Genomic DNA, 25,558 nt, shown 5'->3' with positions numbered 1-25,558 from the left:
GAGTCGAGCCCCGTGCGACCGCAGCGATCTCCTCGAGCGTTGAACCGTATCCGCCTGCTGGCCCTCGTTTCCGGGCTACTCGGGTTCGTGCTGGCGATTCTGGCCCCTGTCCTGCCGGTCCGGCAGGACAGTACGGCCCTGGAATGGCCGCAGGCGGGTGCCACCGATGTCGAGGCCCCGCTGGTCAGTTATCAGCCGTTGCGGCTGGAGTTGACCGTGCCGTGCCAGGCGCTGAGCGCGGCCCAGGGTGCCGTGGTGGAGACGGTGCCGGACGAATCGGGTCAGTCCTCGGCCAGGGGCCTGCGAGTCACTGTTTCCGGGGACACGCTCTCGGTGGTGCTGCGGGATGTACCGCTGGTATCGGCCGACCGTGCGGAGTTGGGCGGCTGTGAATCCCTGTCGGTCGTCTCGACCGCGGGCGCGACCACGGCGGAACTCACCGGGGCCGCGCGTCCGGACGGGACACCGTTGCGTGCGCAGGTCGATCGGGATATCCGCCCGCAGGTCGTCGGTGTGTTCACCGACCTCGGCCAGGAACAATTGGGTGGTATCCGGTTGCACGCCGATATCGACTCCCGGTTCACCTCGTCACCGAGCGTCCTGAAGATCGCCGCGATCATCGGCGCCGTCGTGTTCACCGCCCTCGCGCTGATCGCCCTGCATATGCTCGACACCACCGACGGCCGGCGTGCCCGTCGTTTCCTGCCCGCGCACTGGTGGCGGTTCCGGCTCGTGGACGGCGCGGTGCTCGGCACGCTCGTGGGCTGGCATGTGATCGGCGCGAACACCTCCGACGACGGCTACATCCTGAACATGGCCCGGGTCTCGGGGAACGCCGGATACCTGGCGAACTATTACCGCTGGTTCGGGGTGCCGGAGGCGCCGTTCGGCTGGTCGTACGAGGTGCTGGCCTGGATGACGCGCATCTCCGAGTCCAGTGTGTGGATGCGGCTGCCGACCCTGCTCGCCGGGATCATCTGCTGGCTGGTGATCAGCCGGGAGGTGCTGCCCCGCCTCGGTGCCCGGGTGCGCGGTAACCAGGTCGCGCTGTGGACCGCCGGCCTGGTGTTCCTCGCGTTCTGGCTGCCCTACGACAACGGCCTGCGCCCGGAACCCCTGATCGCCGCCGGAGCGCTGCTCACCTGGTGTTCGATCGAACGCGCGATCGCCACCGCGCGGTTGCTGCCCGCCGCGGTAGCCGTTCTCATCGCCGCGTTCTCGCTGGCCGCCGGCCCGACGGGTCTCATCTGTATCGCCGCGTTGATCGCGGGTTCGCGTCCGGTTCTGCAGATCATCATCAAACGGGCCCGGGGTGCCTCCGGCGCGGGCGCGGTGTGGCGTTACGCGAGTCTGCTCGCGCCCGGTCTGGCTGCCGGAACGCTGGTCATGGTGGTGATCTTCGCCGATCAGACCCTCTCGACTGTGCTGGAAGCCACCAGGGTGCGCACCGCGGTCGGGCCGAATGTCGCGTGGTTCGACGAGCGCACCCGCTGGGATTCGCTGCTCATGCTCTCGCCGGACGGCTCCCTGTCCCGGCGTTTCGGTGTGCTGCTGATGCTGCTCTGCCTGTTGGTCTGCGTACTGCAGGTGCTGCGCAAAAGCCGTATCCCGGGTACCTCGCGGGGCCCGTCGGTACGCATTCTCGGCATCGTGTTCGCCTCGCTGCTGCTGATGATGTTCACCCCCACCAAGTGGACCCACCATTTCGGCGTCTACGCGGGCCTGGCGGGTTCACTGGCCGCGCTGGCCGCGGTCGCCGTGGGAACCAACGGTATTCGCGCACCCCGCAACCGGGCGTTGTTCGCCGCCGCTGTCCTGTTCCTGCTGGCCATCACTTTCACCGGTTCGAACGGCTGGTGGTATGTGTCCAGTTACGGTGTCCCGTGGTGGGACAAGGCGCCGCTGATCGCGGGTAAGGGTTTGTCCACGCTGTTCCTCGGGCTCAGCGTGCTCGCTCTGCTGACCGCGCTCTGGTTGCACTACCGGGCCCCGTATCGCAGCGGCCCGCCGTCGCGGTCTGCCCGCTTCGCGTCCGCTCCGCTGACCATCGCCGCGGCACTGCTGGTGCTTTTCGAGATCGCGTCCCTGACCAAGGCCGCCGTCGGCCAGTACCCCGCGTATTCCATCGCGAAGTCGAATTTCCGCGCCCTGGCCGGTGATCCGTGCGGTCTGGCCGACGATGTGCTCGTGGAGACCGATACCGCCGATTCGCTGCTGCAACCGTACGAGGGCGATCCGGCGAACGGTTTGGTATCCACCGATCCGCAAACGGAGACAACCGGTTTCACCCCGGACGGAGTCGCGGACGATCTGACCGCCGACGCCGAGGAAACCACCTCCGGCGGCGCCAACACTGTCGAATCGGATACCGAGAACAAAACCACCGACACCACCGGTGCCGGTACCGGCGGTGGTACCGAGGAACAGCCCGGTATCAACGGCTCCACCGTGACCCTGCCGTTCGGCCTCGACCCCGCCCGCACTCCGGTGCTGGGTAGCTATCAGTCCGGCGACCAGCAGCAGGCGAGCCTGACCTCGCAGTGGTACCGCCTGGACCTGACCGACGAGATGCGCGCCGACCCGGCCTACCGGGTGCTGGCCCTCACCGCCGCGGGGCGCATCAAATCTGTGGACGCCGACGGTGTTCTCACCTACGGCCAGGACCTGACCGTCGAATACGGAACCCGCGCCGAGGACGGCTCGATGCGGGTGCTGGGATCGGTGGCACCGCTGGATATCGGCCCCAACCCGTCGTGGCGCAATCTGCGGGTCCCGCTGGATCAGCTGCCCCGCGAGGTGAACGCGGTCCGGCTGGTCGCGGTGGACAACGACATCACCAGCCGGCAGTGGCTGGCCGTCACCCCGCCCCGGCTGCCGCGCCTGGCGACCCTGGATTCCGTTGTCGGACATACCGATCCGGTGCTGCTGGACTGGCATGTCGGGCTGGCCTTCGGTTGTCAGCGGCCGTTCGACCACAGCGACGGCGTCGCGGAGGTCCCGCGCTGGCGGATCCTGCCCGACCGGGTCGGTTCCGACGCTTCCAACGCCTGGCAGGACCATATCGGCGGCGGCCCGCTGGGCTGGACGGAACTACTGCTGCAGGCGGATTCGGTGGCTACCTATCTCTCCGACAACTGGGCCCGGGATTGGGGTTCGCTCGAGCGCTTCACCCCGTACCGGCCCGATGCGCGACCGGCGGAACTCGAGGTCACACAGGAGACTCGCAGCGGTCTGGCGACCGACGATCCCATCCGGGTGAAGTGAACTGGCTTGCGCTACATCGAAACTCGTCAATCATGTGTGTTGCCTCACATCTTGGTTTATTTCCAGCTGAGGGAATTGCCGAACGGATGACGAATGCGGGCACACGTCGTACGCTGGTTCACATGAACTCGGCCTTCGATGATATGGAACTGCGCGATCTCGTCGGCTTGCTCACCGATGAGGAGCAGCGAGAACTACGACCCACGGTCTTACGCGTCCTCGGGCGCCTGCCGTCTCAGGAGGTGCTGCGCCGGGAACTGGGCCAGCGGATGACACGCGTGTGACAGCGAGCGCGGCCACGGGCAACCGTACGCCGGGCGAACCGAATACGAGACGAGGGCCGTCGCGCACCGGAACAGATCCGGTCGCGACGGCCCTCGAACTTTCTCACCGAACGGCTCAACGGCCCTGGTGAGCGGGGACTACACGGGAAGTTTGCGGAAGATCGGGCGCGGAATATGGCGCAGGATCATCATCACGAACCGGAACACGCCCGGCGCCCAGATGAGTTCCTTGCCCTTCTCCGAGGCCTCGACCGCCATGGCGGCCACATCCTCTTTGTCCACCGTGAAGGGAGCCTCTTTGGCGCCGGTGGCCTTCCAGTGTTCGATCGTGGTCGTGGTGCGCACCTGGCCGGGCCGGATCACCAGCACCCGCGGGCCGAACGGCCGCAGCGCCTCGCCCAGCCCCAGGTAGAACCCGTCCAAACCGGCCTTGGTGGAGCCGTATACGAAATTGGAGCGGCGGACGCGTTCGCCGGCGGCCGAGGACATGGCGATGATCCGGCCGAAACCCTGCGCCTTCATCTTCTCGCCGATCAGCACACCCACCGATACCGCGGCGGTGTAGTTGATCTGCGCGATCTGCACCGCTTTACGCTGGTCCTGCCACAATTCCTCGGCATTACCGAGCAGCCCGAACGCGACAATCGCGACATCGATATCGCCCTCGGCCCAGGCCTTCTCGACGACCTCACCGTGGCTGCCGGTATCGAGCGCGTCGAAATCGACCACCTCGACCTGGCTCGCGCCGGCGGCCTTCATCTGCGCGACGGCGGTATCGCGTAGCGGATCGCCGGGCAGCGCGGCCAGCACAACCCGCGCCGGACCCTTCTTCAGGTACTCCGCACAGATCGCGAGGCCGATTTCCGAGGTCCCGCCGAACAGCAGAATGGACTGCGGATTGCCTACCGCGTTGATCACTGAAGCTCCAGCCTTCTCGCCATATCGGACATGAATACGCCTGTCGGGTCGACGCTGCGGCGCACCTTGATCCACTCGTCGATCCGGGGATACATCTGGTGGAAGGCTTCGGCGGTAGTGCGCGAATCCTTCCCGGTATAGAGACGGCCGCCGAACTCCAGCACGCGCCGGTCGAGCTCGGTGACGAAATCGTTGAGACCCGGCGCGATCGGGAAGTCCAGGCAGACATTCCAGCCCGGCATCGGGAAACTCAACGGCGCCTGATTGCCCTCGCCGAAATACTTGAACACATTCAGGAACGAATAGTGCCCACTGGCCTGGATATCGATGAGGATCTGCTTGAACTCCGCGACAGCCTCCGGCGGCACCACGAACTGGTACTGCAGGAAACCCCGGGAACCGTAGGCACGATTCCACTCACCGAGCATATCCAGCGGGTGATAGAAGGCAGTCAGATCCTGCGGCTTCTGCCGGTATGTCGCACCCTTGCGGTACCAGATCTCGGTCGCGAGGGTGAAAGTCTTGTTGTTCAGCAGGCCGTTGGGGAAAACATCGGGGAAGGTCAGGAAGGTCTTCCCGGTGAAACCCAGCGGGTTCTTCTGCAACTTCTTCGGCAGCTGATCCAGTTTGGCCAGCGAACCGCGCGAGATCACCGCCCGGCCCAGCTTGGGCATGGGGCTGAGCGCGTCGAACCAGGCCGAGCTGTACTCGTAGTCGTCCTCCGACCCGTCGCTGTGGAAGGCGATGGTTTCGTCGAGGCCCGCGGTCACATCACCGTCGGCGATGAAGTACGCGGTCTCGGTCGGAGTCATCTCGATGGTGGCGCGCAGGATTATGCCGGTCAGACCGCAGCCGCCGACGGTCGCCCAGAACAGTTTCGCGTTCTTCTTCGGGCCGATGGTCTGCACCTGGCCATCCGCGGTGAGCAGCTGGATCGAGCGCACATGGTTACCGAAGCTGCCGGCGCTGTGATGGTTCTTACCGTGGATATCGGAGCCGATCGCGCCACCGACGGTCACCTGCCGGGTACCGGGAAGCACGGGGACCCACAAACCGAACGGCAGCGCGGCCTTCATCAACTGATCGAGATTCACGCCCGCGTCGACGTCCACCAGCCTGGTGTCCTGATCGATACGGTGGATCTTGTTCAGCGCGGTCATATCGATGACCAGGCCACCGGCGTTCTGCGCGTTATCGCCGTAGGAACGGCCGAGGCCGCGGGCGATGACACCGCGCCGTAGGTGCGCGGGTTTGCCGTCGTTGTCCTCGGCGACCATGGCGACCGCTCGGGCGATGAGTTCGGGGTCGCTGGTGGAGACCACCTCGGCGGTGGTCGCCGCGGTACGAGCCCATCCGGTGAGTGTGCGGGTGCGGGTGGGTAGCGTGGGCCCGGAACCGGCGGTATCTGGTTCGCCGGCCGCGGGGGTCTCGGTACCGGACGACGGAGTCGAGGTCGGAGCTTTCGTGGACATCGGCATAGAGGCTACTGCAACATTGCGACGCCTGCGGCGTCGCGGGGGCGGGGCCCTATCGACCCCGACCACGGGTGTCGGCAAACCGGGGAGGGCCGTTTCTCCCCTGGGGCTTGATGTGGCTTTCTGAGAAGGGCTGGGTTGTGTTTTGGAGGCGTTCCGGGGCGGTGGGGTCGGGGCCTGTTGAGTCTGGTTTCGGCGGGGGCGTCTGTGAAGGGGCGGGCTGTAATTTTGGAGCCGCTCCGCGGCTCGAGGCGGGGCCCTGTTAACCCCGCTTCTTCACTCCGGCGCTCGGTCGCTGCGCTCCCTCGCTCTGTCGCTGCAGAAGCGGGGCGGGCCCCGCCCGCAAAGGTGGACCAACCTCGAAGGATGGGGGAGGCGGGCTCAACCGCCGTTCTTCACTTCTCGCCGGTCGGTGCTACTCGCATTCGGCCCGACCGTTCCGGTCGTGGCGGCCACGTTCGCTGGGCCTGCACCGACTGAGCGCAGTCTTTCCACACCATTCCGCGGATGGCCGGCATTTCCGGGCGGGCGGGGAGGCGGGAAATGTGGGTGTTGGGTACCCAGGGGGCCTGTGGGTGGGGGTGGGCAAGTAGATTTCCGGCGGTGGCCCCTGAAAGCAATGCAGTGAGCCGGGGACCTCGGGTAGCGCCGGGGGACGCCGGGGATACCTCCCTATCTTCCGGGGAGCAGGTGACCGCTGGGCTCGCGCCTGCCGCTGAGAGCCCGCAGATCGGGCTGAAGACTCAGTTGGTGCGGTTCGCGGCGACGGGTGCACTCTCGGCGGTGGTCGACTTCGGGTTGTACTGGCTGCTGCTCGAGGTGGCGGATCTGCCGGTGAACCTCGCGAAGGCGATCGGGTTCATCGCCGGCACCACGACCGCATATCTGATCAACCGCCGGTGGACCTTCAACGCGCCGCCCAGCCGGGCCCGGTTCGTTGCCGTGGTCGTGCTCTATGCCCTGACCTTCTGCGTGCAGGTCGGTATCAACTGGGTGTTCTACGAGGCCTTCGACGAGGGACTGTGGTGGCGGGTTCCGCTGGCGTACGTGATCGCCCAGGGGACGGCCACTGTTATCAACTTCGTGGTGCAGCGCCTGGTCATCTTCCGCATCCGCTGAAACGCGCAGCAAGACGCCCCGGTCGTGCGAGACGACCGGGGCTCTTACTGTCGGGTTCTGTTGTGCCTGTTCAGCAGGCGACGCTGGTCAGCTGCCGCGGGCGCCGGGCCAGCGCGGTGCGCACCGCGGCGCCGACCGCGACCACCGGCGGAACCCAGCGGGCCTCGTCCGGCGATACACCCCAACTGGCCGAACCGGCCGAGAGGTGGGTGGGCGGCAGCGGGATTCCCGCACCGTCGGTGTGCACGACCGCACCGGCCTCCCGCAGCGCCTCGACGGCACGCTGGGCCTTGCGCATTCCGGTGACCAGATGGATCTCGCGGCGCTCGGCGCCCGGGATCTCGATGACCGGCCCGGTCATATTGTTGGCGCGCAGGTACCGGCGTACCGACGCGGCCAACTCCCCGGTGACCTCGACGGCGGACAGGTCGGCATCGGTGATCAAGCACAGGCCGTTGGTCGTTTCGGCGACCGTCCAGCCACGCTGGACGTAGTCCCGCGCGGCCGCGGACTTGGCGCCCGCCGAGACGGAAGTCGAAAACGTCGTACGCACTGTCATCTCCATTCCCCGGTATTGATCAGCTCCGGCTTTCATGGTTCGTATCGGTGGTAGGTCCCCGCGGCGTTACGCTCTTCCAGCGAATTTTTTCAACTGTCGAGTTCCTCTCACTTCTGGCGCCGGGGTTTGGGCAGTGGTACAAGCCGTTACCCGTGATCACGGTTGGCTTCCCGGCGGGAATCCGAGGAGGATCCCCGTATGGCCAGTGAGTCAGCGGACGAGTCCCCGAGAACCGGCCCGGTGGCAGCAGGGGCACCTGGGCCGGAGGTTCCCCCACCGAGTTACGGTTCAGCGACAGAACCGCCGGGCGAGGACATTACCGCCGAACCGGCTACTCGGCGAATCCGGCGGAAACTGACCGGGAAGGCTGCCGCCGCCCAGCGTTTCACGGCCGCGGCCGCCGCCGACGAATCCGGAGACCCTCCGGCGGGCGAGGCGGGGAACTTCCGCGAATGGGCCGGCGACGCTGTGCGCGGGTTGGTAGACCTGCAGTTCCGCCGGCCCGCGACCCGGACTCTGCTGCCCCTGGTCTATCTGCTCGGGCTGGCGTTCGCGGTCGCCGCGCCGATCGTTGCCACCGTTGCCGCCTGGCGATTTTCCGCGCTGCTGGGAGTGGTCGCGGCAGTCCTGGCTGTACCGCTGGCCGTGACGATCGCGGCCGCGGTGCGCTTGCTCCTGGAGTTCCTGGTGAACGCGTCGCGGCTGGCCACACGAGTGGAGCACATCAGCGATATGGCCGACGATCTGTTCCAGGTGCTGGGGGAGGTGGCGGAACCGATGAATCAACTGTCCGAGGACGTACGGGCGGTTCAGTTCTGGCGCTTCCGCCGGGGATCACGCAAATAGCGGAACGGGTGGTCAGCGATCGCGCAGCCGCGGTGCCGCCGCGTCTTTCGGTGACCGGAGATAGGTGAGCGGCTGCCCGTCGCGACCCGTGGCCGGCCAGTCGATCGCCAGATCCGGATCGAAGGCGTCCAGGTCGTGGTCGAATTCGGGGCTGTACTCGAGGGAGCACAGATAGGTGAGGGTGGAATCGTCGGCCAGGGACAGGACCGCGTGCCCGAGACCTTCGGACAGGAAGACCGACCGCCGGTCGATATCGTCGAGCAGCACGCTGTCCCACCGGCCGAAGGTGGGGGATCCGGGCCGCAGATCGACCACCACGTCCAGGAACGCGCCGCGGATGCAGGTGACGTATTTCGCCTGGCCGGGCGGGTTATCGGTGTAGTGGATACCGCGCAGCACCCCGGCCGCCGAAATCGAAGTGTTGACCTGCAGTAGATCGAACGTCCGCCCGGTGGCCTTCTCGAATTCCGAAGCGCGGAAGGTCTCGGCGAAGGTACCGCGGTCGTCGCCGTGGATTTTCGGGCTGAAGACCCAGGCGCCGGGGACCGACATCTCACTGATCCGCATCTACACACTCACCAACTTCGTCCGTGCTCGAGCAGATCGAGCAGATAGTTACCGTAACCGGATCGGGTGAGCGGGTCGGCGAGCCGGCACAGCCGGTCGTCGTCGATATAGCCCATCCGCCACGCGACCTCCTCCGGCACCCCGATCTTCAAACCCTGGCGCTGCTCGATGGTGCGGACGTAATTGGCCGCGTCCAGCAGGGAGTCGAAGGTACCGGTGTCCAGCCAGGCGGTGCCGCGAGCGAGCACATCGACGCCGAGCCGGCCCGCGTCCAGGTAGGCCCGGTTGATATCGCTGATCTCGTATTCGCCGCGGGCCGACGGGGTGAGGCCGCGGGCGATCTCCACCACGTCGTTGTCGTAGAAGTACAGCCCGGGGACCGCGTAGTTCGAGCGCGGAACCTTCGGCTTCTCCTGGATGGAAATGGCCTTTCCATCGACGAATTCGACGACACCGTAGGCAGTCGGGTCGGAGACGCGGTAGGCGAAGATGGCGCCGCCCTCGATATCGGAGAACCGGCTCAGGCTGGTCCCCAGGCCGGGGCCGTGGAAGATGTTGTCGCCCAGCACCAAGGCGGCGGAATCGCTACCGATATGGTCGGCGCCGAGCACGAACGCCCGGGCGATACCGTCGGGGACCGGTTGCACCACATAGGTGATCGCGATGCCGAACTGGGACCCGTCGCCGAGCAGCCGGGTGAACGATCCGGCGTCCTCGGGGGTGGTGATCACCAGGATGTCCCGGATTCCCGCCAGCATCAGGGTGGACAGCGGGTAATAGATCATCGGCTTGTCGTAGACCGGGACCAGCTGTTTGCTCACCCCGCGCGTGATCGGGTGCAGCCGCGACCCGGTGCCGCCCGCCAGAATGATTCCGCGCATGTTCGATCAGTCTGCCAGCAGGACGGTGCCGGCTCCCACGCGGCACCGCCGGGGATGTAGCGGTGCTCGATCCCGGATATCCCGGTGGCCGTGTAGGGTGCGGTCGCGGTGACGCCTGCCGGTGGCAGCGTTTCGTACAGGTGACTTTGGGTACCCGAAGGAAATGAGGGTGTTACACGATCCGGTCCACAGCAATTTCGAGAGTACGACGCGGATACGGTAGCGGCCCGATATCTGTGCCGACGTCGACGTCGGACAACTCTTATGTGAACCGACGCCCTCGTGATTCAACGAGCTCGATAAGAGGTTGAGAGGGGAGAGGTTTTGTCGATTTCGACATCAGAATCTAGAAATCGTAATCCGGAAAAAGGGTATGTTGCGCTCCTGGGCTGGAGTTTGAACGCCGTCGAAGCGGTGGACCGTTTCGACAGGCGCTACGTCGTTGTGGCACCGGAGTGGGTGGCGGATTATTGCGCCGATAATAATATTCCCTATATCCCCTGGAATTTCGAACGACTGAACGATCGATCGATGGAAATCGCCGAGACGCTCCAGGATATGGGGGTGGACGTCGCCATACCCATTTTCGAGGAGACGGTGGAGTGGGCGGGCGCGATCAACTCCGTGCTGATGGACAATCCGCGACTTTTCGGCCAGGCCATGTTGCTCCGCGATAAGGCGTTGATGAAGAGGCGCGCGCAACTGGGTGGCATTCGTGTCGGTATCTTCGAGGAGGCCCACGAGCGCGATGACGTTATCCGCTTCCTGAAGCGGGTGAACCAGACACTGCTCAAACTGGACGGCGACCCCAACGACCCCATCCATGTCAAGGCCTTCGACAAAGCGGGCTGCCTCGGGCATCGGGTGATCCGTACACCCGACGAGATCGACACCATTCCCGACGACGAGTTCCCGGTCCTGATGGAATCGCATCTGGATGGATGGGAATTCGCAGTCGAAGCGTGGATCCACAACGGGAAGATCTGCTTCCTCAATATTTCCGAATATGTCACCCTCGGATATTCGGTGTTCGTGCCCGCCACGCCGGAGCTGGAAAAATACCGCCCCGAGATAATTCGCCAGGTGGAACGGCTGATCAAAACATTCGATATCGAGTTCGGATTCGTGCATCCGGAATACTTCGTCACCAGCGACGGGGAGATGTACTTCGGTGAGGTCGCCTACCGGCCGCCGGGCTTCAAGGTCTTCGAGTTGCTGGAGCGGTCGTACGGGTTCAATGCCTACCATGCGCTCGTCCTGGCCTTCGATCCGAAGACGACAGCCGAGGAGATCGAAGATTTCTTCCCGCGGGAAGTTGTGGACGCGAAAGGTCACGCCGGCTGCTTCGGGGTATATCCGCGACGGCGGGTTGTCAGCCAGTTGTCGGTGCCCGAGGAGACGGAGGACCATGACTATTTCGAATCGCACGAGCTCACCGAGCCATTGACGGAAAAAGTGACCAAACGCACCGCGTTCGGAAACCATTGGGGGCTCTTGTACTTCTTCGGCGACGACCCGTACACTCTGCGGGATCTGCTGAAACGACAGGAAGAGCTCGATTTCTACGTCTGATCCGCTCGGCAGTAACTGATCACGGGGAGGATCCTCATTTGACCCCACTCAGCGGCGACGGGGTGGCCCTGGACAAACGTCTGGCCACGTTGGACGACGCGACGCAGCTGCTCTCCGACGCCAGTGATTTCGGCAAGCACCTCAAACTGTCGAGAGTACTGGCGGCGCTGCGTCGTGTCCTGCTGCTGCCCGGCGGTTGTGCGGCGGTGCGGTCGCGGGCGGCGCGGCTGGACGCGGCCGGGCTGTTCATCGGCACGGATTGGGCGCAACCGCAGATCCTGCTCCCGTCGCTCAGCACCGGTTCGTTGCGCAGTGCCAACGCCGACACCGTGGTCCTGGAGACGGTGAGCAATCTGCGGCTGCTGGCGGTGGCCAAGGGTGAGTACGTGCACCCGCTGGTCTCCGCCGAGCACGCGAATCATCATCTGTCGCAGGTGCTGGCGATGAATCTGACCCTGCTGTTCACGCCCCCGACCGAGGCCGAGCGTGCGCAGCAGGGCCGGATGGCCCAGGTTTCGCGGGAACTGCTGCGCCATCTCGTCGAGGAGGTCGGGTACGAGAAGGTACTGGAGAACCTCGTCGACGAGATCTGGCGCATCCTGCGTCAGCGGCCGATCCAGGTCGAGCCGGTCAAGCAGATGATCACCCAGATCGCCGTCGCCCGGACCAACCCCGATATCGACCTGGGGGCCGCCGGCCTCGGCGCGGACCGGCTGATCAGCAGCCTCTACGGCACCACCGAGGCGTGCCGGGAGGACCCGGGTGTCGAGGTCTATCGCACGCGCCTGGAGTCGATGGACGACAGTGCGCTGCAGTACGAGACCGCGGGGTTCGCCCGGTCCATGCACGACACCGGCCTGGTTTCGCCTTATCACGCGGTGCTGCTGCGCTTCCTGCTGACAAAGGGCGAGTATCTGCTCGGGGAGGCGCTGGGCCTGTCCAGCACCGGTCGTGAATGCCTGCTGTGCTATCACGAACTGGTTCGCCGCCTCATCGCCGAGGCCGTGCACGTCGAGACGGCTCAGTGCATCTACGGGATCGCGTTGCTGCTGGAACGCGGGATCCTCTATCAGCCGCCGGTCGCCCCCTCCTTGTGGCGGCAGCTGGCGCTGCAGTTGTCGCCGTATTCGCGGGAGCGCCTGACACAGGCTTTCGGACCGGACCCGGATCCGCGTGCCCGGCTGCTCGCGGGCATGTTGTCGATACTGGGCCTGCCGCTCGGTATCGGGCAGGGCGACAACCCGACCTGCCAGTCGGCGCGCGCCCTGTCGATGTGGGCCTACAACGACCCCGACTATCTACTGCAGACGCTGGCGTGGGCGGCACGCGACGACGAGATCGTCATGCATTTCGAGGGCCGGCCGATCTCCTCGCGGGAGAGCGCCTCCGGTGTCGCCACCAAACTGCCCGTAGACCTGGACCCGGTATCGCTGCTGGTGGTGCCGCATCTGGATCGGATCTACGCGGAGATGGGCCGGATCTGCGCCGATCGCGAAGGCGACCCGCATCGATGGGTGAATCCGGAATTCCACGGCTGGTGGTCCGGTCGCGGTTTCCGGATCAATGTCGAGGTGGCCACGGGGCAGCTGACCGAGCTGGACGAATTCCTGCGCCACTTCTACGCCAGTTACCACCCGTTCCACAACGGCAACCAGCCGCTGATCCATCCGCAGCCGGCCGGGGTCGCGGTCACCGACAGTGCGGCCCGGTTCGTCGGGTGGCACGCGATCACGATCCTGCGGGTCGCGCTCGATCCCCAGGACCGGATGCGGGTCTACTTCTACAATCCGAACAACGACAGCGGCCAGGACTGGGGTGACGGCGTCGTGGTCGGTACCGCGGGTCATGGTGAACGGTTCGGCGAGGCCTCCCTCCCGTTCGAGCAGTTCGCCTCGCGGCTCTACATATTCCATTTCGACCCCCTGGAACCGGGCGAGCTGGCCTCGGTCGATCGCGAGGAACTGGATCGGGTGGTGGGCTATGTCCACCGCAGCTGGGGTGCCGACCGGCTGCCCGCATAACCCGCGGCACGACGGCCCGGGCGAACTCGGTCGGGCGGTGGCGGCCGGGACGTAGAGTGGACGCGTGCGTCTTCTCGTGACCGGCGGAGCCGGGTTCATCGGAGCCAACTTCGTCCAGTCGACCGTCACCGAACGCCCGGAGGTGACGGTCACCGTGCTCGACGCCCTCACCTACGCCGGTAACCGCGCCTCGCTGGACCCGGTCGCCGATCGGATCGACTTCGTGCACGGCGATATCGCGGACCTGGACCTCGTCGACGAACTGGTCAGCGGGGTCGACGCCGTGGTCCATTTCGCGGCCGAATCGCATAACGACAATTCGCTCGCCGAACCGTGGCCGTTCGTGCAGACCAATATCGTCGGCACCTACTCACTGCTGCAGGCGGTGCGCCGCCACGATGTGCGGTACCACCATGTGTCCACCGACGAGGTCTACGGCGATCTCGAAACCGGCGATCCAGCGTTCACCGAACGCACCCCTTACAACCCGTCGAGCCCCTATTCGGCGTCCAAGGCCGCCAGCGATATGTTGGTTCGCGCCTGGGTCCGGTCTTTCGGAATTCGTGCCACGCTCTCGAATTGCTCGAACAATTACGGGCCGTACCAGCACGTCGAGAAATTCATCCCGCGCCAGATCACCAATCTCATCGACGGGGTGCGGCCACGCCTGTACGGCGGCGGCCACCAGATCCGCGATTGGATTCATGTGGACGACCACAACCGGGCGGTATGGGACGTGCTGGAGCGCGGCCGGATCGGGCGGACCTATCTGATCGGCGCGGACGGTGAACTCGACAACCGCACCGTCGTCGAACTGCTGCTCACCGAATTCGGTCGCGATCCGGGCGATTTCGACCATGTCACCGACCGTGCCGGACACGATCAGCGCTATGCGATCGATGCGAGCGTGCTGCGTGACGAACTCGGCTGGACACCCCGCTACGCGGACTTCCGGGCCGGGCTGGCCGCGACGATCGCCTGGTACCGGGAGCACGAATCCTGGTGGCGCCCGGTCAAAGCCGCGACCGAACGCGCTTATGCCGAGGCGGGGGAACGGACGATCGCCGTCCCGTGAGCCCGGCGCCCGCTGAACCGATCGCGCCCCACAACCGAGTTGCGGGGCGCGATATTCGTACGGCAGCTGCTTTCGATCAGGCCCAGACGTACATGTGATACTTCGCGACCGTGGTGATCAGGGCGATCGCCGCCGCCCCCACGACCGTCAGCGCGGCTCCACGACCGGGTTCGCGATCACCGGGACCGCGGAGCCGGAAGGGCATCCAGCGCAGCAGCACCGCGAACGCCAAGATCGCCAGCGGGATGAAATACCGGCCCTGAACACCGTCGATGATGTAGTAGCCGACGGGCGTGAACGACATGTAGAGCGTCACATAGATCATCGCGACACTCGCGGCCATCGTCAGGGCGACCACCAGGGTCCGCCGGAAGTCCGGGTCGGCGAAACGTTCGGCCATCCCGATACTCACGGCGAACGCGAGCAGGCAGGCCACGATCGCGGTGGCCGGCACATTGATGTACGCGAAGCCCAGTTCGCCGAAGAATTCGGTGAACCATTCCTGGTCGCGCCGCAGGATGCTCTCCCAGAAGGTGCGCAGGAAGCCGAACGGGTCGGTCAGTATTCCGGTCAGCTGTTCCCCGGTATCGACCGTGTACCACTGGTGGCGTGGCCGCATGAGGCTCGTACCCTCACCGGTCGGCGCCGCGATCTTCATCCACACCGCGAACCCGATGGCACCCAGCGCGGCGCAGGCCCAGGTGATCCAGCGCCGCCATCCGGTCAGGCCCATCCGCTTCGCCGGGATCAGGACCACCAGCATGGCCAGCAGGACGTAGGTCGGTTTGCACAGCGGTAGCAGGATCGCGGTGGCCATGACCGCGAACGTTTCGGCGCGACCCAGCCGGTCGCCGAGGAACACCGCCTTCACCACCAGCGCCGAAACCAGCAGGGCGAGTGCGTTGGTGAGCGTATCGGCGGTGACGGTACCGGCCTGGAACACCGCGATCGGCAGGACGGCCACGGTGAATGCCAGCCATTGGATGCGATGCGCACGCAGCGACCACAGTGCGAAACCGACCACCAGCAGGTAGGAGGCCAATCCGGCCAGCCGGGTGAGGCGCACCATCGTGCCGGTATCGGCGTTGATCACTTCGGCGAACCAGATGCCGATCGCGTTCGGCACGTAGGGGACTGCCGAATAGGCGGCAGTGTTGGTGAACCAGATGGTTTTCCGGTCGTCGGTGATCGGCGCGTCGCTCAGCCGCTTGTAGGTGCTGGGCTCGGCGACGTCGGGAAAGGGTTCACCCGGGTTGTGGGTGTAGTCGTCGAACGCGAAACCCATGAGGGCGTCGACGCTCGCCGGAACTTCGCCGCCGTAGGCGACACCGCGGCTGTCCTCGATCTCGGTCGGAGTCAGCCCGCCCTGCGAGACCTGGTAGGCGCGGCCGAATTGGGTCAACTCGTCGTGACCCCAGAAAGGCGGGCTGATCACCGCGAATACCAGGCCGAAGATTCCGGCCAGCAGTACGAAGGCGACCGTCGCGGGGCCGGCCCGGTGAACCACGGCCCGGCCGGCGCGGGCGGTTCCGGACAGCCGCGTGCGGCCCGCGGCCCGCTCGGTTCCGGCGGGGCGGGTCTCGGTATCGGCGGTCAACGGATATCCCCGGCCACAGGATCCGGCTGGGTTTCGCGGATCGGCGCGGCCGGGTGGGGCGCGGCTTCCGGCGCTTCGTAGCGCAGATAGATCAGGCGCGCGGCTTCGTGCCGGGAGCGACGGATACCGTCCAGGATCAGGCCCGCTGTCCAGGCCAGGAAGCCGACCAGCAGCAAGGTGCACGCGAGGAAGAGGGTGGGGAAGCGTGGCACGGTATGCGATTCGTAGTACTGGGCGATGATCGGGATGGTCAGGACCACCGAGACGATCCAGCTCAGGGTGCCGAACAGCCCGTAGAACGCCACCGGTCGCTCGTGCCGGGCCAGGCCGAAGATCAGCGCGAGAATTTTGAATCCGTCGTGGTAGGTGCGCAGTTTGCTTTCGCTGCCGGCCGGGCGGTCCCGGAATCCGACCGCTACCGCTGTCCGCGGGACCCGCAGGTGCAATGAGTGCACGGTGAGTTCGGTTTCGATCTCGAATTCCCGGGACACCGCGGGGAAACTCTTGACGAAGCGGCGGGAGAAAACCCGGAATCCGCTCAGCATATCCTCGACGTTCTCGCCGAAAACCTTGCCGACCACGCCGTTGAGCACCTTGTTACCGGTTTCGTGTCCGGCGCGGTAGGCCGATCCGCCGATATCCTGTTTACGGACGCCGAGTACATGGTCGTACGGGCCGGAGAGCAGGGCTTCGATCATTTCCGGTGCGGCGGATGCCTCGTAGGTGTCGTCGCCGTCGATCATGAGGTACACATCGGCCTCGATATCGGCGAAGGCGCGACGCACGACATTGCCCTTGCCTTTGGCGAGTTCCTTACGAACGATCGCCCCAGCGGCGCGGGCCTTCTCGACGGTGGCGTCGGTACTGAGATTGTCGTAGACGTACACGACAATCCCGGGTACCGCGGCCTTGAGGTCGGTGACGACCTTGGCGACCGACGCTTCTTCGTTGTGGCACGGGACCACTGCGGCAATCCGGTAACCATCGCGCATGGCCGAGGGCCCTGCGTGGTTACCCTGCGCTGCCGCCTCCGGGCCTGACTCGCCCATGCGGAAATCGGTGGAGTCCACCTGGTCAAAATCCTCGGAATCGACGGATATGGGAACACCGGGAGAGTACCGGGTCTGTACCGGAACCGGTGCCTCAGGTCACTGCGGTACCGTCAGCGCGTGTCATCTGGTGAGTCGTCGGCCGTGGTCGACACCGGCGCACAGCCCCCCCGTTCGCTGACCGAACGGGTACGCGCCGGGCTGCGGCAGAGTGCGGCGTTCCTGGTTGTCGGCGTGGTCGGATTCCTGGTCGACGCCGGAACCTACAACCTGCTGGTGTTCAACCTGGGTGCGTGGGGCGGCGAAGGGCTGATGTACGACATCCCGTTGCCGGCCAAGATCATCGCCATCGCGGTGGCCACCGTGGTGACCTATTTCGGCAACAAATGGTGGACGTTCTCACATAAGCAATCCGGTAGCCCGGCGCGGGAGTATCTGCTGTACGCGGTGATCAATGTGATCGCGATCGGCCTGCAGCTGGGTTGTCTGGGTTTCTCCCGCTATGTGCTGGATCTGTCCACTCCGCTGGCGGACAATATTTCCGGAACACTCATAGGTCAGATGGTTGCGGTGATCTTCCGGTACTGGGCTTATGACAAGTTTGTGTTTACCGGCGAGCCCGATAGGGAAACGACCGAACGGGCGACCGGCGTGGCTGATTGATATCCTCGGGCCGGTCGCGAACCGTATTCAGGGACATGTCGGTCCCGTCGGCACGATGAGATTTCGAGGACTTCATGGATCAGTCGGCTATGCAGGCCGTTACCGAGACAAACGAACACTCTGCGGTCGCACCCGAATCGCTGCGCGCCGAGAATCACCGGGCACCGGATCGGCTGGTGCTGGCTCGGGGAATCTTCACCGGGCCGTCGGCGAAGATCAGCGATGAGCTGTACGTGGTGGTGAAGGGCCGTGCCACGCGCGATCGGCTGAGCCTGCACCTGGAAAAGGGCGGCACCGCGCATACCAACACCTACTTCGGCCGGCTCTCCGCCAGCTACTGGCAGCGCTGGACCGTCGTCACCGAGGTGCAGGCGACCATGACGCTGCACGTCGGCAAACGGGCCGGTGTCCGGATCGTGGCCTCCGATATCGCCGGCCACCGCCGGATCGTCGGCACGGCCGAGGTCACCGCCAGCGGTCCGCTGACCCTGACCGCGCCGCTGGACCAGTTCGTCGACGGCGGCGCCCTGTGGCTGGAGTTCGACGCCGTCGGCGGCGACCTCGCCATCTCCGAACTGACCTGGACCGCGGCGGCGCCCGAGACCGTGCGTCCGGTCGCCATCGCCATCTGCACCTTCAACCGCGCCCAGGACTGCGCCGAGACGGTCGCGGCGCTCGCCTCGGATCCGACCGTGCTCGGCGCGATCGACGCGGTATACGTGGTGGACCAGGGCACCGACCTGGTGGAGGACCGGCCGCTGTTCCAGCGCATCCGGCCCGGTCTCGGCGATAAGCTGCGCTATATCCGCCAGCCCAACCTCGGCGGCGCGGGCGGCTTCACCCGCGGACTGTACGAGGTATCCGCGGCCAACGAACACGCCGACGTCATCCTGATGGACGACGATATTCTCTGCGAACCCGAAACCGTGCTGCGGTTGCAGGCCTTCGCCAACCTCACCGTGGAACCGACTCTGGTCGGCGCGCAGATGCTCTTCCTGCTCAACCCCGATTACCTGAACGTCGGGGCCGAGGATGTGCACCTGGACAAGCTGATGCACGGCCAGAAGGTGCCCAAGGCGCTGCGTAACACCAGCATGCTGAAGAAGAACCAGGAGCGCCGCGTCGACGCCGGCTACAACGCCTGGTGGACCTGCCTCATCCCGGCGGAGGTTGTCAAGAAGATCGGATTGCCGTTGCCGATCTTCTTCCAGTGGGACGACGTCGAGTACGGGGTCCGGGCCCGCGAGCACGGGTTCGTCACGGTCACGCTGCCGAACGCGGCGGTCTGGCACGCGGACTTCTACTGGAAGGATTTCGACGACTGGGCGCGGTACTTCAGCACCCGCAATTCGCTGATCGTCAGTGCCATGCACACCGATCTCGATCCGAGCACTGTGACCCGGCAGCTGTTCCGCAATATCTCGGAGTACCTGGTCGGGATGCAATACGGTCTCGCGCACACCACACTGCAGGGAATCGAGGATTTCCTGGCCGGGCCGCAGATCCTGCGCGACGGCGGTACCGAGGTGCTGCGCCGGGCCCGCACCAGCCGCGCCGACTATCCGGAAACGGTGAAACATCCCGCCGCCACCCCGCCCGTTCCGGCCACGGATATCCGGGTGCGCCGGGCGGGTGGTGAACCGAGCCGGTTGCTCTTGGTGCTGATCAAACGGGCTATCCAGCAGTGGACCGGCCGGGTGCAGCCCGGGCTGGTCGGGGTGACCCGCGAGGACGCGCACTGGTGGCATGTCTCGCTGTTCGACCATGTGGTCGTCACCGACGCCTCCCAGTCCGGTGTCCGGGTACGTAAACGGGATAAAGCGACCGGACGGGCCCTGCTGCTGCGCACCCTGCGCACGCTGCGCCGGTTGTACAAGGAACTGCCCGCCCTGCAGGAGCGTTACCGCGGCGCCCACGCCGAACTCACCAGTCGCGAGAACTGGGAGCGCCTGTACGGGATCGACCCGAAGTCGCTCTGACCGGCAGACAGGTGGTGGGACCGGACGGTCCCGCCACCTGCCCGGCCGCTAGAGGAACAGGTCGGTGGTGAGGGGGCCGTCACCCGGCGTCACCCGGTACTTGTCCAGATCCGTTATGCCGTGCGCGGCCAGTACCTCGTCGTCGAGGAAGAAATTGCCGGTGTTGTCGGCGGCCGTCGAAGTGAGCACCAGATACGCGGCGTCGGCGTAGATATCCGGGGTCCGCGAGCTGCTCACCATCTCCTCGCCGCCGAGCAGATTTCGCACCGCGGCGGTGGCGATGGTGGTTCGCGGCCAGAGCGAATTCACGCCGATCCGGTCGTCTTTCAGTTCCTCGGCCAAACCCAGTGTGGTCAGCGACATTCCGTACTTGGCGATGGTGTAGCCCAGCGACGAACCGGCCCATTTCGGGTCCAGGTTCAGCGGCGGTGACAGGGTCAGGATATGGGGATTGCGGCCGGCCGTGGCGGAATCGCGCAGCGCCGGTATGCAGAGCTTGGACAGCAGGAAACTGCCGCGGCAGTTGATGTCCTGCATCAGATCGTATTTCTTCATCGCCAGCGCGTCGGTGGGGGACAGATCGATGGCGGAGGCGTTGTTCACCACGATATCGATACCGCCGAAGCGTTCGATGGTCTGCCGGACGGCCTCGGCCACCGAATCGTCCAGTCGGATATCGCCGACAAACGGCAGCACTGTCCCGCCGGCGGCTTCGATCTCCGCCGCGGCGGTGTGGATGGTGCCGGGCAGTTTGGGATGTGGCTGATCGGTTTTGGCGATCAGCGTGACGTTCGCGCCGTCGGCGCCGGCCCGCTTGGCGATTTCCAGGCCGATGCCACGGCTGCCGCCGGACATGATCATCGTCCGCCCGCTCAGCGGCTTGTCTCCGGGTGCCGTCATAGCCTGCCCTTCTGTTGTCGCGGCCGCCGCCACGCGGTCACCGCGCGGTCGACGCATGCGATTCGAGGGTAGGCAACGGGCTGTGTGTTGCCCAGAGGGCGCGCGATCGTCGCTGGTCACAAGGGTGCGGCGGCGCTCAGGGACAGGTGGTGAGGGGCGCGGGGTCACAGGTCCGCGGGTACCGGGGTGTTCCCCGCGGCGGGGCAGTGCCGAGGCTCGGTGGACCCCGTGCGGCAGGGTCCACCGAGCATCCGGTCTCAGACTGTGGAGGCGCTCGCCATGAGGATGATCATCATCAGCACCATGAGCAGGATGAAAACCCCTGAAATGCCCCAGATCACGAACATCGCGACCATACCCGGCGTCTTCTGCGGTACCGGGCCGATCGCGCCCTTCAGGAAGAAGAACGCGGGTGTGCGGTAGTAGTACCGGACCGCCTGGCCGGGCTGCATCGGTACGGCGACATCCGCCGGACCCATATCGATGAGCCACGGCGTGCTCACCCGCAGATGGTAATTACCGGCCCCGACCGGGATATGATTCGCGCCCCATCGGGTGTTCGGCACCTGCTGACCGTTCACCAGGATCTTCGGTTTGGTGAGGGCGAGGATGAATGCCATCGGTGTGTACGAACAGTCCACCGTGATCCCCGGGGGATCGTTCGGTGCCGGTTGCCCGGGCTGCTGACCGTAGGGCCCCGGCTGACCACCCGGTCCGAACTGCGCCGGGGGTTGACCGGTGGGCTGGGCATACGGACCGCTCTGGTACTGCGGTTGCGCGGTCGGCTGGGGGTACGGACCGCTCTGGAACTGCGGTTGCCCGGGGGGCTGGCCGAACCCGCCCTGTGGCGGCTGTCCCGGCGGCGCGCCCCACTGCTGCTGCCCCTGTGGTCCCCCTGGTTGTGGTGGCTGCCCACCTGGATGCGGTGCCGGTGGCGCGAATTGCGGCTGCGGCGCCGGGTACTGGCCGGGTGCGGGCATGCCCTGTGGCGGTTGACCGCCGGGGTAACTCATCGATCTCCTCCCGAATCAAGCTGATTGCCAGCCGAACTTACCCGGCCGGGAGGAAACTCTCGCATCGGCCGTCAAGCCCCGTTAAAAATTCGGTGACCGGTATACGCTATATGGGCGTTACCGGACTAGTCCGGTTTCTGGAACTGCTCGTTGCGGCCGAGGCTGCGCAGCCGGAACCACTCGCGCAATCCGGCGGGATCGCGGCGGGTCACCAGGAAGAACCAGGAGAAACGAATCCATTCCTGCGGCAGCAGTTTTCGCATACCCGGCTGGGACATCAGATAGCCGCGATTGCGATAGGTGAAATACCGCTTCACCGGATCGTCCGGATACTGGGTGTGCATCCGGCCGCCGAGGATCGGCTTGAACTCGGCGGCGCCGTTGGGGTGCAGATACGCCGTTTGGAGGCAGGTGCCGAAGGGTAATCCGGAGCGCACGAGACGGCGATGGACCTCCACCTCGTCACCGCGGACGAACAGCCGCAGATCCGGTACGCCGATCACATCCACCGCCTGCGCCGAGATCAGCGCACCGTTGAAGAGGGAAGCGATTCCGGGCAGGAGATCCTCGGCGCCGAGCTCGGAACGCAACCGTCGCCACACCACGCCGCGGCGCAGCGGGAACGCCAGCCGGTCCGGTTCGTCGATATCGCAGACGACCGGTGAAACCTCCACCAGTTCATGGCGGCGGGCGCAATCGAACAGGGTGGCCAGCACTTCCGGGCCCTCGGGCCGGCCGTCGTCGTCGGCCAGCCACACCCAGTCGGCGCCCAGGCTCAGCGCATGCAGGATCCCCAGCGCGAAACCACCGGCTCCGCCCAGATTGTGCGCGGAACCGAGATACGTGGTGGGCAGTGGCTGGTCGTCGACCAGTTCGGCCACCTCGGTCTCGTTGCCGTTGTCGACCACGATCAGATGATCGACCGGACGCGATTGGGTGGCCACGACTTTCAGTGATTCGGCGAGCAGTTCACGCCGTTTGTGGGTCACGACCACGGCGACGATGGTGGCGTCCGCGCCGTACTCGACCTCCGGGAGAACGGCCGCCTCCGGGCCCGACTCGCTCATGCTGTTTCCATCGGGTTTGAGCGAGGGCCCTTCGTGGTTACGCTCCGCTGCCGCCTCCGGGCCTGACTCGCTCATGCTGTCTCCACTGGGTTTGAGCGAGGGCCCTTCGTGGTTACGCTCCGCTGCCGCCTCCGGGCCTGACTCGCTCATACCTGGTTCTTCTCCAGTTCTCGTTCGCCGTCGGCCGGCTGCCCTGCCGGCTCGCCGGTTCCGGCCGCGGGCTTCCCGGCCTTCTCGGCCTCCAGTTCGCGCAACACCGTCGCTACGTGATTACCGGCGTCGGGGCCCTCGTAGGCCCGGACCACCTCTTCGATCCCGCCCTGCAACCGGATCTGGCCGTGGTCGATCCACATCGCGGTATCGCAGAGTTGCGCCAGGAATTCGTTGGAATGGCTGGCGAACACCAGTAGGCCCGAGCGGGCGACCAGCTCCTGCAACCGGATCCGCGCCTTCTTCATGAACTCCGCGTCGACCGCTCCGATACCTTCGTCCAGCAGCAGGATCTCCGGGTCGATGGAGGTGACCACACCCATCGCCAAGCGCACCCGCATACCGGTCGAGTAGGTGCGCAACGGCATGGCGAGATATTCGCCGAGCTCGGTGAAATCGGCGATCTCGTCGATCTTGGCCATCATCTGCTTGCGGGTCTGCCCGAGGAACAGCCCGCGGATGATGATGTTCTCGTAGCCCGAGATCTCCGGGTCCATCCCCACGCCCAGATCGAATACCGGCGCCACCCGCCCGCGGATCCGCGCACTGCCGCGCGAGGGTTCGTAGATTCCCGACAGCAGCCGCAGCAGCGTGGACTTACCGGCGCCGTTGTGGCCCACCAGGCCCACTCGGTCGCCTTCCTTCAGCGACAGGGTGATGTCACGCAGCGCCTCCACGACCACCACATCGGACTGGTTGCGGCCGATCGAACCGCCCGCCTTGCCCAGGAAGGCTTTTTTCAGGGAACGCGATTTCGCGTCGAAGATCGGGAACTCCACCCACGCGTCGCGGGTTTCGATACTCACCTGATCGGTCATGACAGGCAGACTCCTAAACCCAGTAGGGCACGCGCGAACGGTACTTCTTCAGGGCGACCGCCGCGGCCAGCCAGCCCACCACGGTGATCCCGCCCACGATCGCCCAGTGGTACAGCTTCTGGTCGTCGCCGAGCAGCGGGGCGCGCACGATCTCCAGATAGTGGTACGTGGGCACCACCTCGGCGATCCGGGCCCGTTCGGCGACCTCACCGCCCTGGGCCTGCAGACTCTTGGTGCTCCACATCACCGGGGTCAGCACGAACAGCATCAGCGTCATACTGCCGAGAATCGGCGCGATATCGCGGTAGCGGGTGCTGATGATGCCGAAAAGCACCGATACCCACATGGCGTTCAGGAACAACAGCGCCAGCGCCGGTAGCGCGAAGATCGCGGTCCAGTGCAGGTCCTTCCAGACACCGAACGCCCCGAGTACCACCACATAGATCAGCAGATTGTGGGCGAAGAACAGCATCTGCCGCCAGACCAGCCGGTACACGTGCACGCTCAACGCCGACGGCAGCTGTTTGATCAGGCCCTCGTTCGCGATGAAAACGTCCGCGCCCTCGAGGATCGAGGCGTTGATGACATTCCACACGATCAAGCCCACGGCGACGTACGGCAGATATTCGTGCAGCGGCTGACCGAGCAGCGCCGCGTACAGGATGCCGATGGCGGCGGCCTGTACACCGGTGGCGATGGTGATCCAGAACGGGCCGATCACCGAACGCCGGTAGCGCTGCTTGATGTCCTGCCAGCCGAGTGAGAGCCATAGTTCGCGCTGCCCGAAGCCCTCGCGCATATCGCGCCAGGCACGGGCCCAGGACTGCGAATCGGGCTCGATGGGAGCCGGGGCCGTCACCTCGGTGATATCGGTATCGGCTACCGGGGTCTGCTCGGAACTCACGGGCGTCTCATCTGCGGCGGGAGTGTGGTCGGTGCGCACCGAGCCCTCGTCGGTGCGCTCCGGGATTTCGGTGTTTTCCAGGTCGGAGCGAGCGGAAGCTGCAGGCACGGTGCACGACACTACCCCGGCAACGCGTCCCGGTACCGGCTGGCCGTATACACCGCCTCGTTCAGAGGTATTGCCCCGTGCCGCCGATCGAATGCCCGGGCTGACCGCCGCGGCCCTCGCCGGCGTGGACACCCGGCGGCAACGCGCCCTGGCGCATCTGCTCGAGCTGCGCCCGCGCCGCCATCTGCTGGGCGAACAGCGCGGTCTGGATACCGTGGAACAACCCCTCCAGCCAGCCCACCAGCTGCGCCTGGGCCACCCGCAGTTCCGCATCGGACGGGACGGCGTCCTCGCCGAACGGCAGCGCCAGCCGTTCCAGCTCGTCGCGCAGTTCCGGCGCCAGTCCCTGTTCCAGCTCCCGGATGGACGATTTGTGGATCTCGGCGAGACGGGTGCGGCTGGCGTCGTCCAGCGGGGCCGCCCGCACCTCCTCCAGCAGCTGTTTGATCATGGTGCCGATTCGCATCACTTTGGCCGGTTGCTCGACCATATCGGCCAGTGATTCGGAGTTCTCGCTGCCGTCGGCGCCGGTCTGCTCACCTTCCCGGCCCGGGTACGACGCGCCCGATGTGGCGCCGGCGGGCAGCACCAGGGGGCGGCCCTCGGGGCCGATCACGACAACGGGATCCGATGCGTCATCCGATTGCGTCATGGTCCCCATCATGTCGT

At 65.8% G+C, this 25,558-nt stretch carries 23 protein-coding genes; 10 read left to right on the top strand and 13 right to left on the bottom strand.

Annotated elements, in window-relative coordinates; translation table 11 throughout:
• Positions 1-39 precede the first annotated feature (39 nt).
• Complete coding sequence (locus tag ABZ827_RS25410) at positions 40-3,264, top strand: arabinosyltransferase domain-containing protein (protein ID WP_357241396.1); 3,225 nt, start codon at positions 40-42, stop codon at positions 3,262-3,264.
• A gap of 122 nt (positions 3,265-3,386) precedes the next feature.
• Positions 3,387-3,548 (top strand): hypothetical protein, encoded by a 162-nt coding sequence (locus tag ABZ827_RS25405; protein ID WP_328389885.1) that lies wholly within the window; start codon positions 3,387-3,389, stop codon positions 3,546-3,548.
• Positions 3,549-3,686: 138 nt separating this feature from the next.
• On the opposite strand, the gene ABZ827_RS25400 is transcribed toward ABZ827_RS25405, so the two are convergent.
• Both ABZ827_RS25400 and ABZ827_RS25395 read right to left on the bottom strand, forming a co-directional pair.
• Positions 3,687-4,466, bottom strand: coding sequence for a decaprenylphospho-beta-D-erythro-pentofuranosid-2-ulose 2-reductase (locus ABZ827_RS25400; protein ID WP_357241393.1), 780 nt, complete (start codon positions 4,464-4,466; stop codon positions 3,687-3,689).
• Entirely contained in the window at positions 4,463-5,944 is a 1,482-nt protein-coding gene (locus ABZ827_RS25395) for an FAD-binding oxidoreductase (RefSeq protein WP_357241390.1), read from the bottom strand. Before ABZ827_RS25395 ends, ABZ827_RS25400 begins: the two co-directional genes overlap by 4 nt.
• A gap of 687 nt (positions 5,945-6,631) precedes the next feature.
• On the opposite strand from ABZ827_RS25395, the gene ABZ827_RS25390 reads away from it, so the two are divergent.
• The gene (locus ABZ827_RS25390; RefSeq protein ID WP_357241387.1) at positions 6,632-7,060 is read left to right on the top strand and encodes a GtrA family protein; all 429 of its coding nucleotides are present in this window, start codon (positions 6,632-6,634) and stop codon (positions 7,058-7,060) included.
• 70 nt (positions 7,061-7,130) lie between these two features.
• Here ABZ827_RS25390 and ABZ827_RS25385 read toward each other — a convergent pair whose 3' ends face one another.
• The gene (locus ABZ827_RS25385) at positions 7,131-7,613 is read right to left on the bottom strand and encodes a hypothetical protein (protein ID WP_357241385.1); all 483 of its coding nucleotides are present in this window, start codon (positions 7,611-7,613) and stop codon (positions 7,131-7,133) included.
• Positions 7,614-7,817: 204 nt separating this feature from the next.
• Between ABZ827_RS25385 and ABZ827_RS25380 the strand changes: the two genes are divergently transcribed.
• Positions 7,818-8,465: a DUF4282 domain-containing protein gene (locus ABZ827_RS25380; protein ID WP_357241382.1), complete on the top strand. Its 648-nt coding sequence runs from the start codon at positions 7,818-7,820 to the stop codon at positions 8,463-8,465.
• Between the two features lie 12 nt (positions 8,466-8,477).
• Here ABZ827_RS25380 and rfbC read toward each other — a convergent pair whose 3' ends face one another.
• Positions 8,478-9,032 (bottom strand): dTDP-4-dehydrorhamnose 3,5-epimerase, encoded by a 555-nt coding sequence (rfbC, locus tag ABZ827_RS25375; RefSeq protein ID WP_357241379.1) that lies wholly within the window; start codon positions 9,030-9,032, stop codon positions 8,478-8,480.
• Between the two features lie 8 nt (positions 9,033-9,040).
• Positions 9,041-9,913 carry a glucose-1-phosphate thymidylyltransferase RfbA gene (rfbA, locus tag ABZ827_RS25370; protein ID WP_357241376.1) on the bottom strand — a complete coding sequence of 291 codons (873 nt, stop codon included), beginning with the start codon at positions 9,911-9,913 and terminating at the stop codon, positions 9,041-9,043.
• 324 nt (positions 9,914-10,237) lie between these two features.
• Here rfbA and ABZ827_RS25365 point away from each other — a divergent pair, with 324 nt between their 5' ends.
• From ABZ827_RS25365 to rfbB, 3 genes are all read left to right on the top strand, one after another.
• Positions 10,238-11,485, top strand: a complete 1,248-nt coding sequence (locus ABZ827_RS25365) for a carboxylate--amine ligase (protein ID WP_357241373.1) — start codon at positions 10,238-10,240, stop codon at positions 11,483-11,485.
• Between the two features lie 38 nt (positions 11,486-11,523).
• Positions 11,524-13,506, top strand: a complete 1,983-nt coding sequence (locus ABZ827_RS25360) for a hypothetical protein (RefSeq protein ID WP_357241370.1) — start codon at positions 11,524-11,526, stop codon at positions 13,504-13,506.
• Between the two features lie 64 nt (positions 13,507-13,570).
• Positions 13,571-14,581 carry a dTDP-glucose 4,6-dehydratase gene (gene rfbB, locus ABZ827_RS25355; protein WP_357241367.1) on the top strand — a complete coding sequence of 337 codons (1,011 nt, stop codon included), beginning with the start codon at positions 13,571-13,573 and terminating at the stop codon, positions 14,579-14,581.
• 76 nt (positions 14,582-14,657) lie between these two features.
• Here rfbB and ABZ827_RS25350 read toward each other — a convergent pair whose 3' ends face one another.
• Positions 14,658-16,178 (bottom strand): DUF2142 domain-containing protein, encoded by a 1,521-nt coding sequence (locus tag ABZ827_RS25350; protein ID WP_357241364.1) that lies wholly within the window; start codon positions 16,176-16,178, stop codon positions 14,658-14,660.
• Entirely contained in the window at positions 16,175-17,248 is a 1,074-nt protein-coding gene (locus tag ABZ827_RS25345; protein WP_357241361.1) for a glycosyltransferase, read from the bottom strand. Before ABZ827_RS25345 ends, ABZ827_RS25350 begins: the two co-directional genes overlap by 4 nt.
• Before the next feature lie 99 nt (positions 17,249-17,347).
• Here ABZ827_RS25345 and ABZ827_RS25340 point away from each other — a divergent pair, with 99 nt between their 5' ends.
• The gene (locus tag ABZ827_RS25340; RefSeq protein ID WP_357241359.1) at positions 17,348-17,890 is read left to right on the top strand and encodes a GtrA family protein; all 543 of its coding nucleotides are present in this window, start codon (positions 17,348-17,350) and stop codon (positions 17,888-17,890) included.
• Between the two features lie 74 nt (positions 17,891-17,964).
• Positions 17,965-19,869, top strand: coding sequence for a glycosyltransferase (locus ABZ827_RS25335; protein WP_357241356.1), 1,905 nt, complete (start codon positions 17,965-17,967; stop codon positions 19,867-19,869).
• Positions 19,870-19,917: 48 nt separating this feature from the next.
• Here ABZ827_RS25335 and ABZ827_RS25330 read toward each other — a convergent pair whose 3' ends face one another.
• Together ABZ827_RS25330 and ABZ827_RS25325 are read right to left on the bottom strand one after the other, a co-directional pair.
• Complete coding sequence (locus ABZ827_RS25330) at positions 19,918-20,769, bottom strand: NAD(P)-dependent oxidoreductase (RefSeq protein ID WP_357241353.1); 852 nt, start codon at positions 20,767-20,769, stop codon at positions 19,918-19,920.
• A 257-nt stretch (positions 20,770-21,026) separates the two neighbouring features.
• Entirely contained in the window at positions 21,027-21,389 is a 363-nt protein-coding gene (locus ABZ827_RS25325; protein ID WP_357241350.1) for a hypothetical protein, read from the bottom strand.
• A 51-nt stretch (positions 21,390-21,440) separates the two neighbouring features.
• Between ABZ827_RS25325 and ABZ827_RS25320 the strand changes: the two genes are divergently transcribed.
• Positions 21,441-21,806: a hypothetical protein gene (locus ABZ827_RS25320; protein WP_357241347.1), complete on the top strand. Its 366-nt coding sequence runs from the start codon at positions 21,441-21,443 to the stop codon at positions 21,804-21,806.
• Positions 21,807-21,907: 101 nt separating this feature from the next.
• On the opposite strand, the gene ABZ827_RS25315 is transcribed toward ABZ827_RS25320, so the two are convergent.
• The 4 genes from ABZ827_RS25315 to ABZ827_RS25300 form a co-directional block, all read right to left on the bottom strand.
• Entirely contained in the window at positions 21,908-22,849 is a 942-nt protein-coding gene (locus tag ABZ827_RS25315) for a glycosyltransferase family 2 protein (protein WP_357241447.1), read from the bottom strand.
• A gap of 146 nt (positions 22,850-22,995) precedes the next feature.
• Positions 22,996-23,877 (bottom strand): ABC transporter ATP-binding protein, encoded by an 882-nt coding sequence (locus ABZ827_RS25310; protein ID WP_357241344.1) that lies wholly within the window; start codon positions 23,875-23,877, stop codon positions 22,996-22,998.
• A gap of 13 nt (positions 23,878-23,890) precedes the next feature.
• Positions 23,891-24,676, bottom strand: coding sequence for an ABC transporter permease (locus tag ABZ827_RS25305; RefSeq protein ID WP_357241444.1), 786 nt, complete (start codon positions 24,674-24,676; stop codon positions 23,891-23,893).
• Positions 24,677-24,950: 274 nt separating this feature from the next.
• The gene (locus ABZ827_RS25300) at positions 24,951-25,541 is read right to left on the bottom strand and encodes a bacterial proteasome activator family protein (protein WP_357241341.1); all 591 of its coding nucleotides are present in this window, start codon (positions 25,539-25,541) and stop codon (positions 24,951-24,953) included.
• Positions 25,542-25,558: the final 17 nt, after the last annotated feature.

The sequence above is a fragment of the Nocardia sp. NPDC019395 genome (assembly GCF_040632335.1).
Lineage (GTDB): Bacteria > Actinomycetota > Actinomycetes > Mycobacteriales > Mycobacteriaceae > Nocardia.
This window is presented reverse-complemented; position numbering and strand designations above follow the sequence as displayed.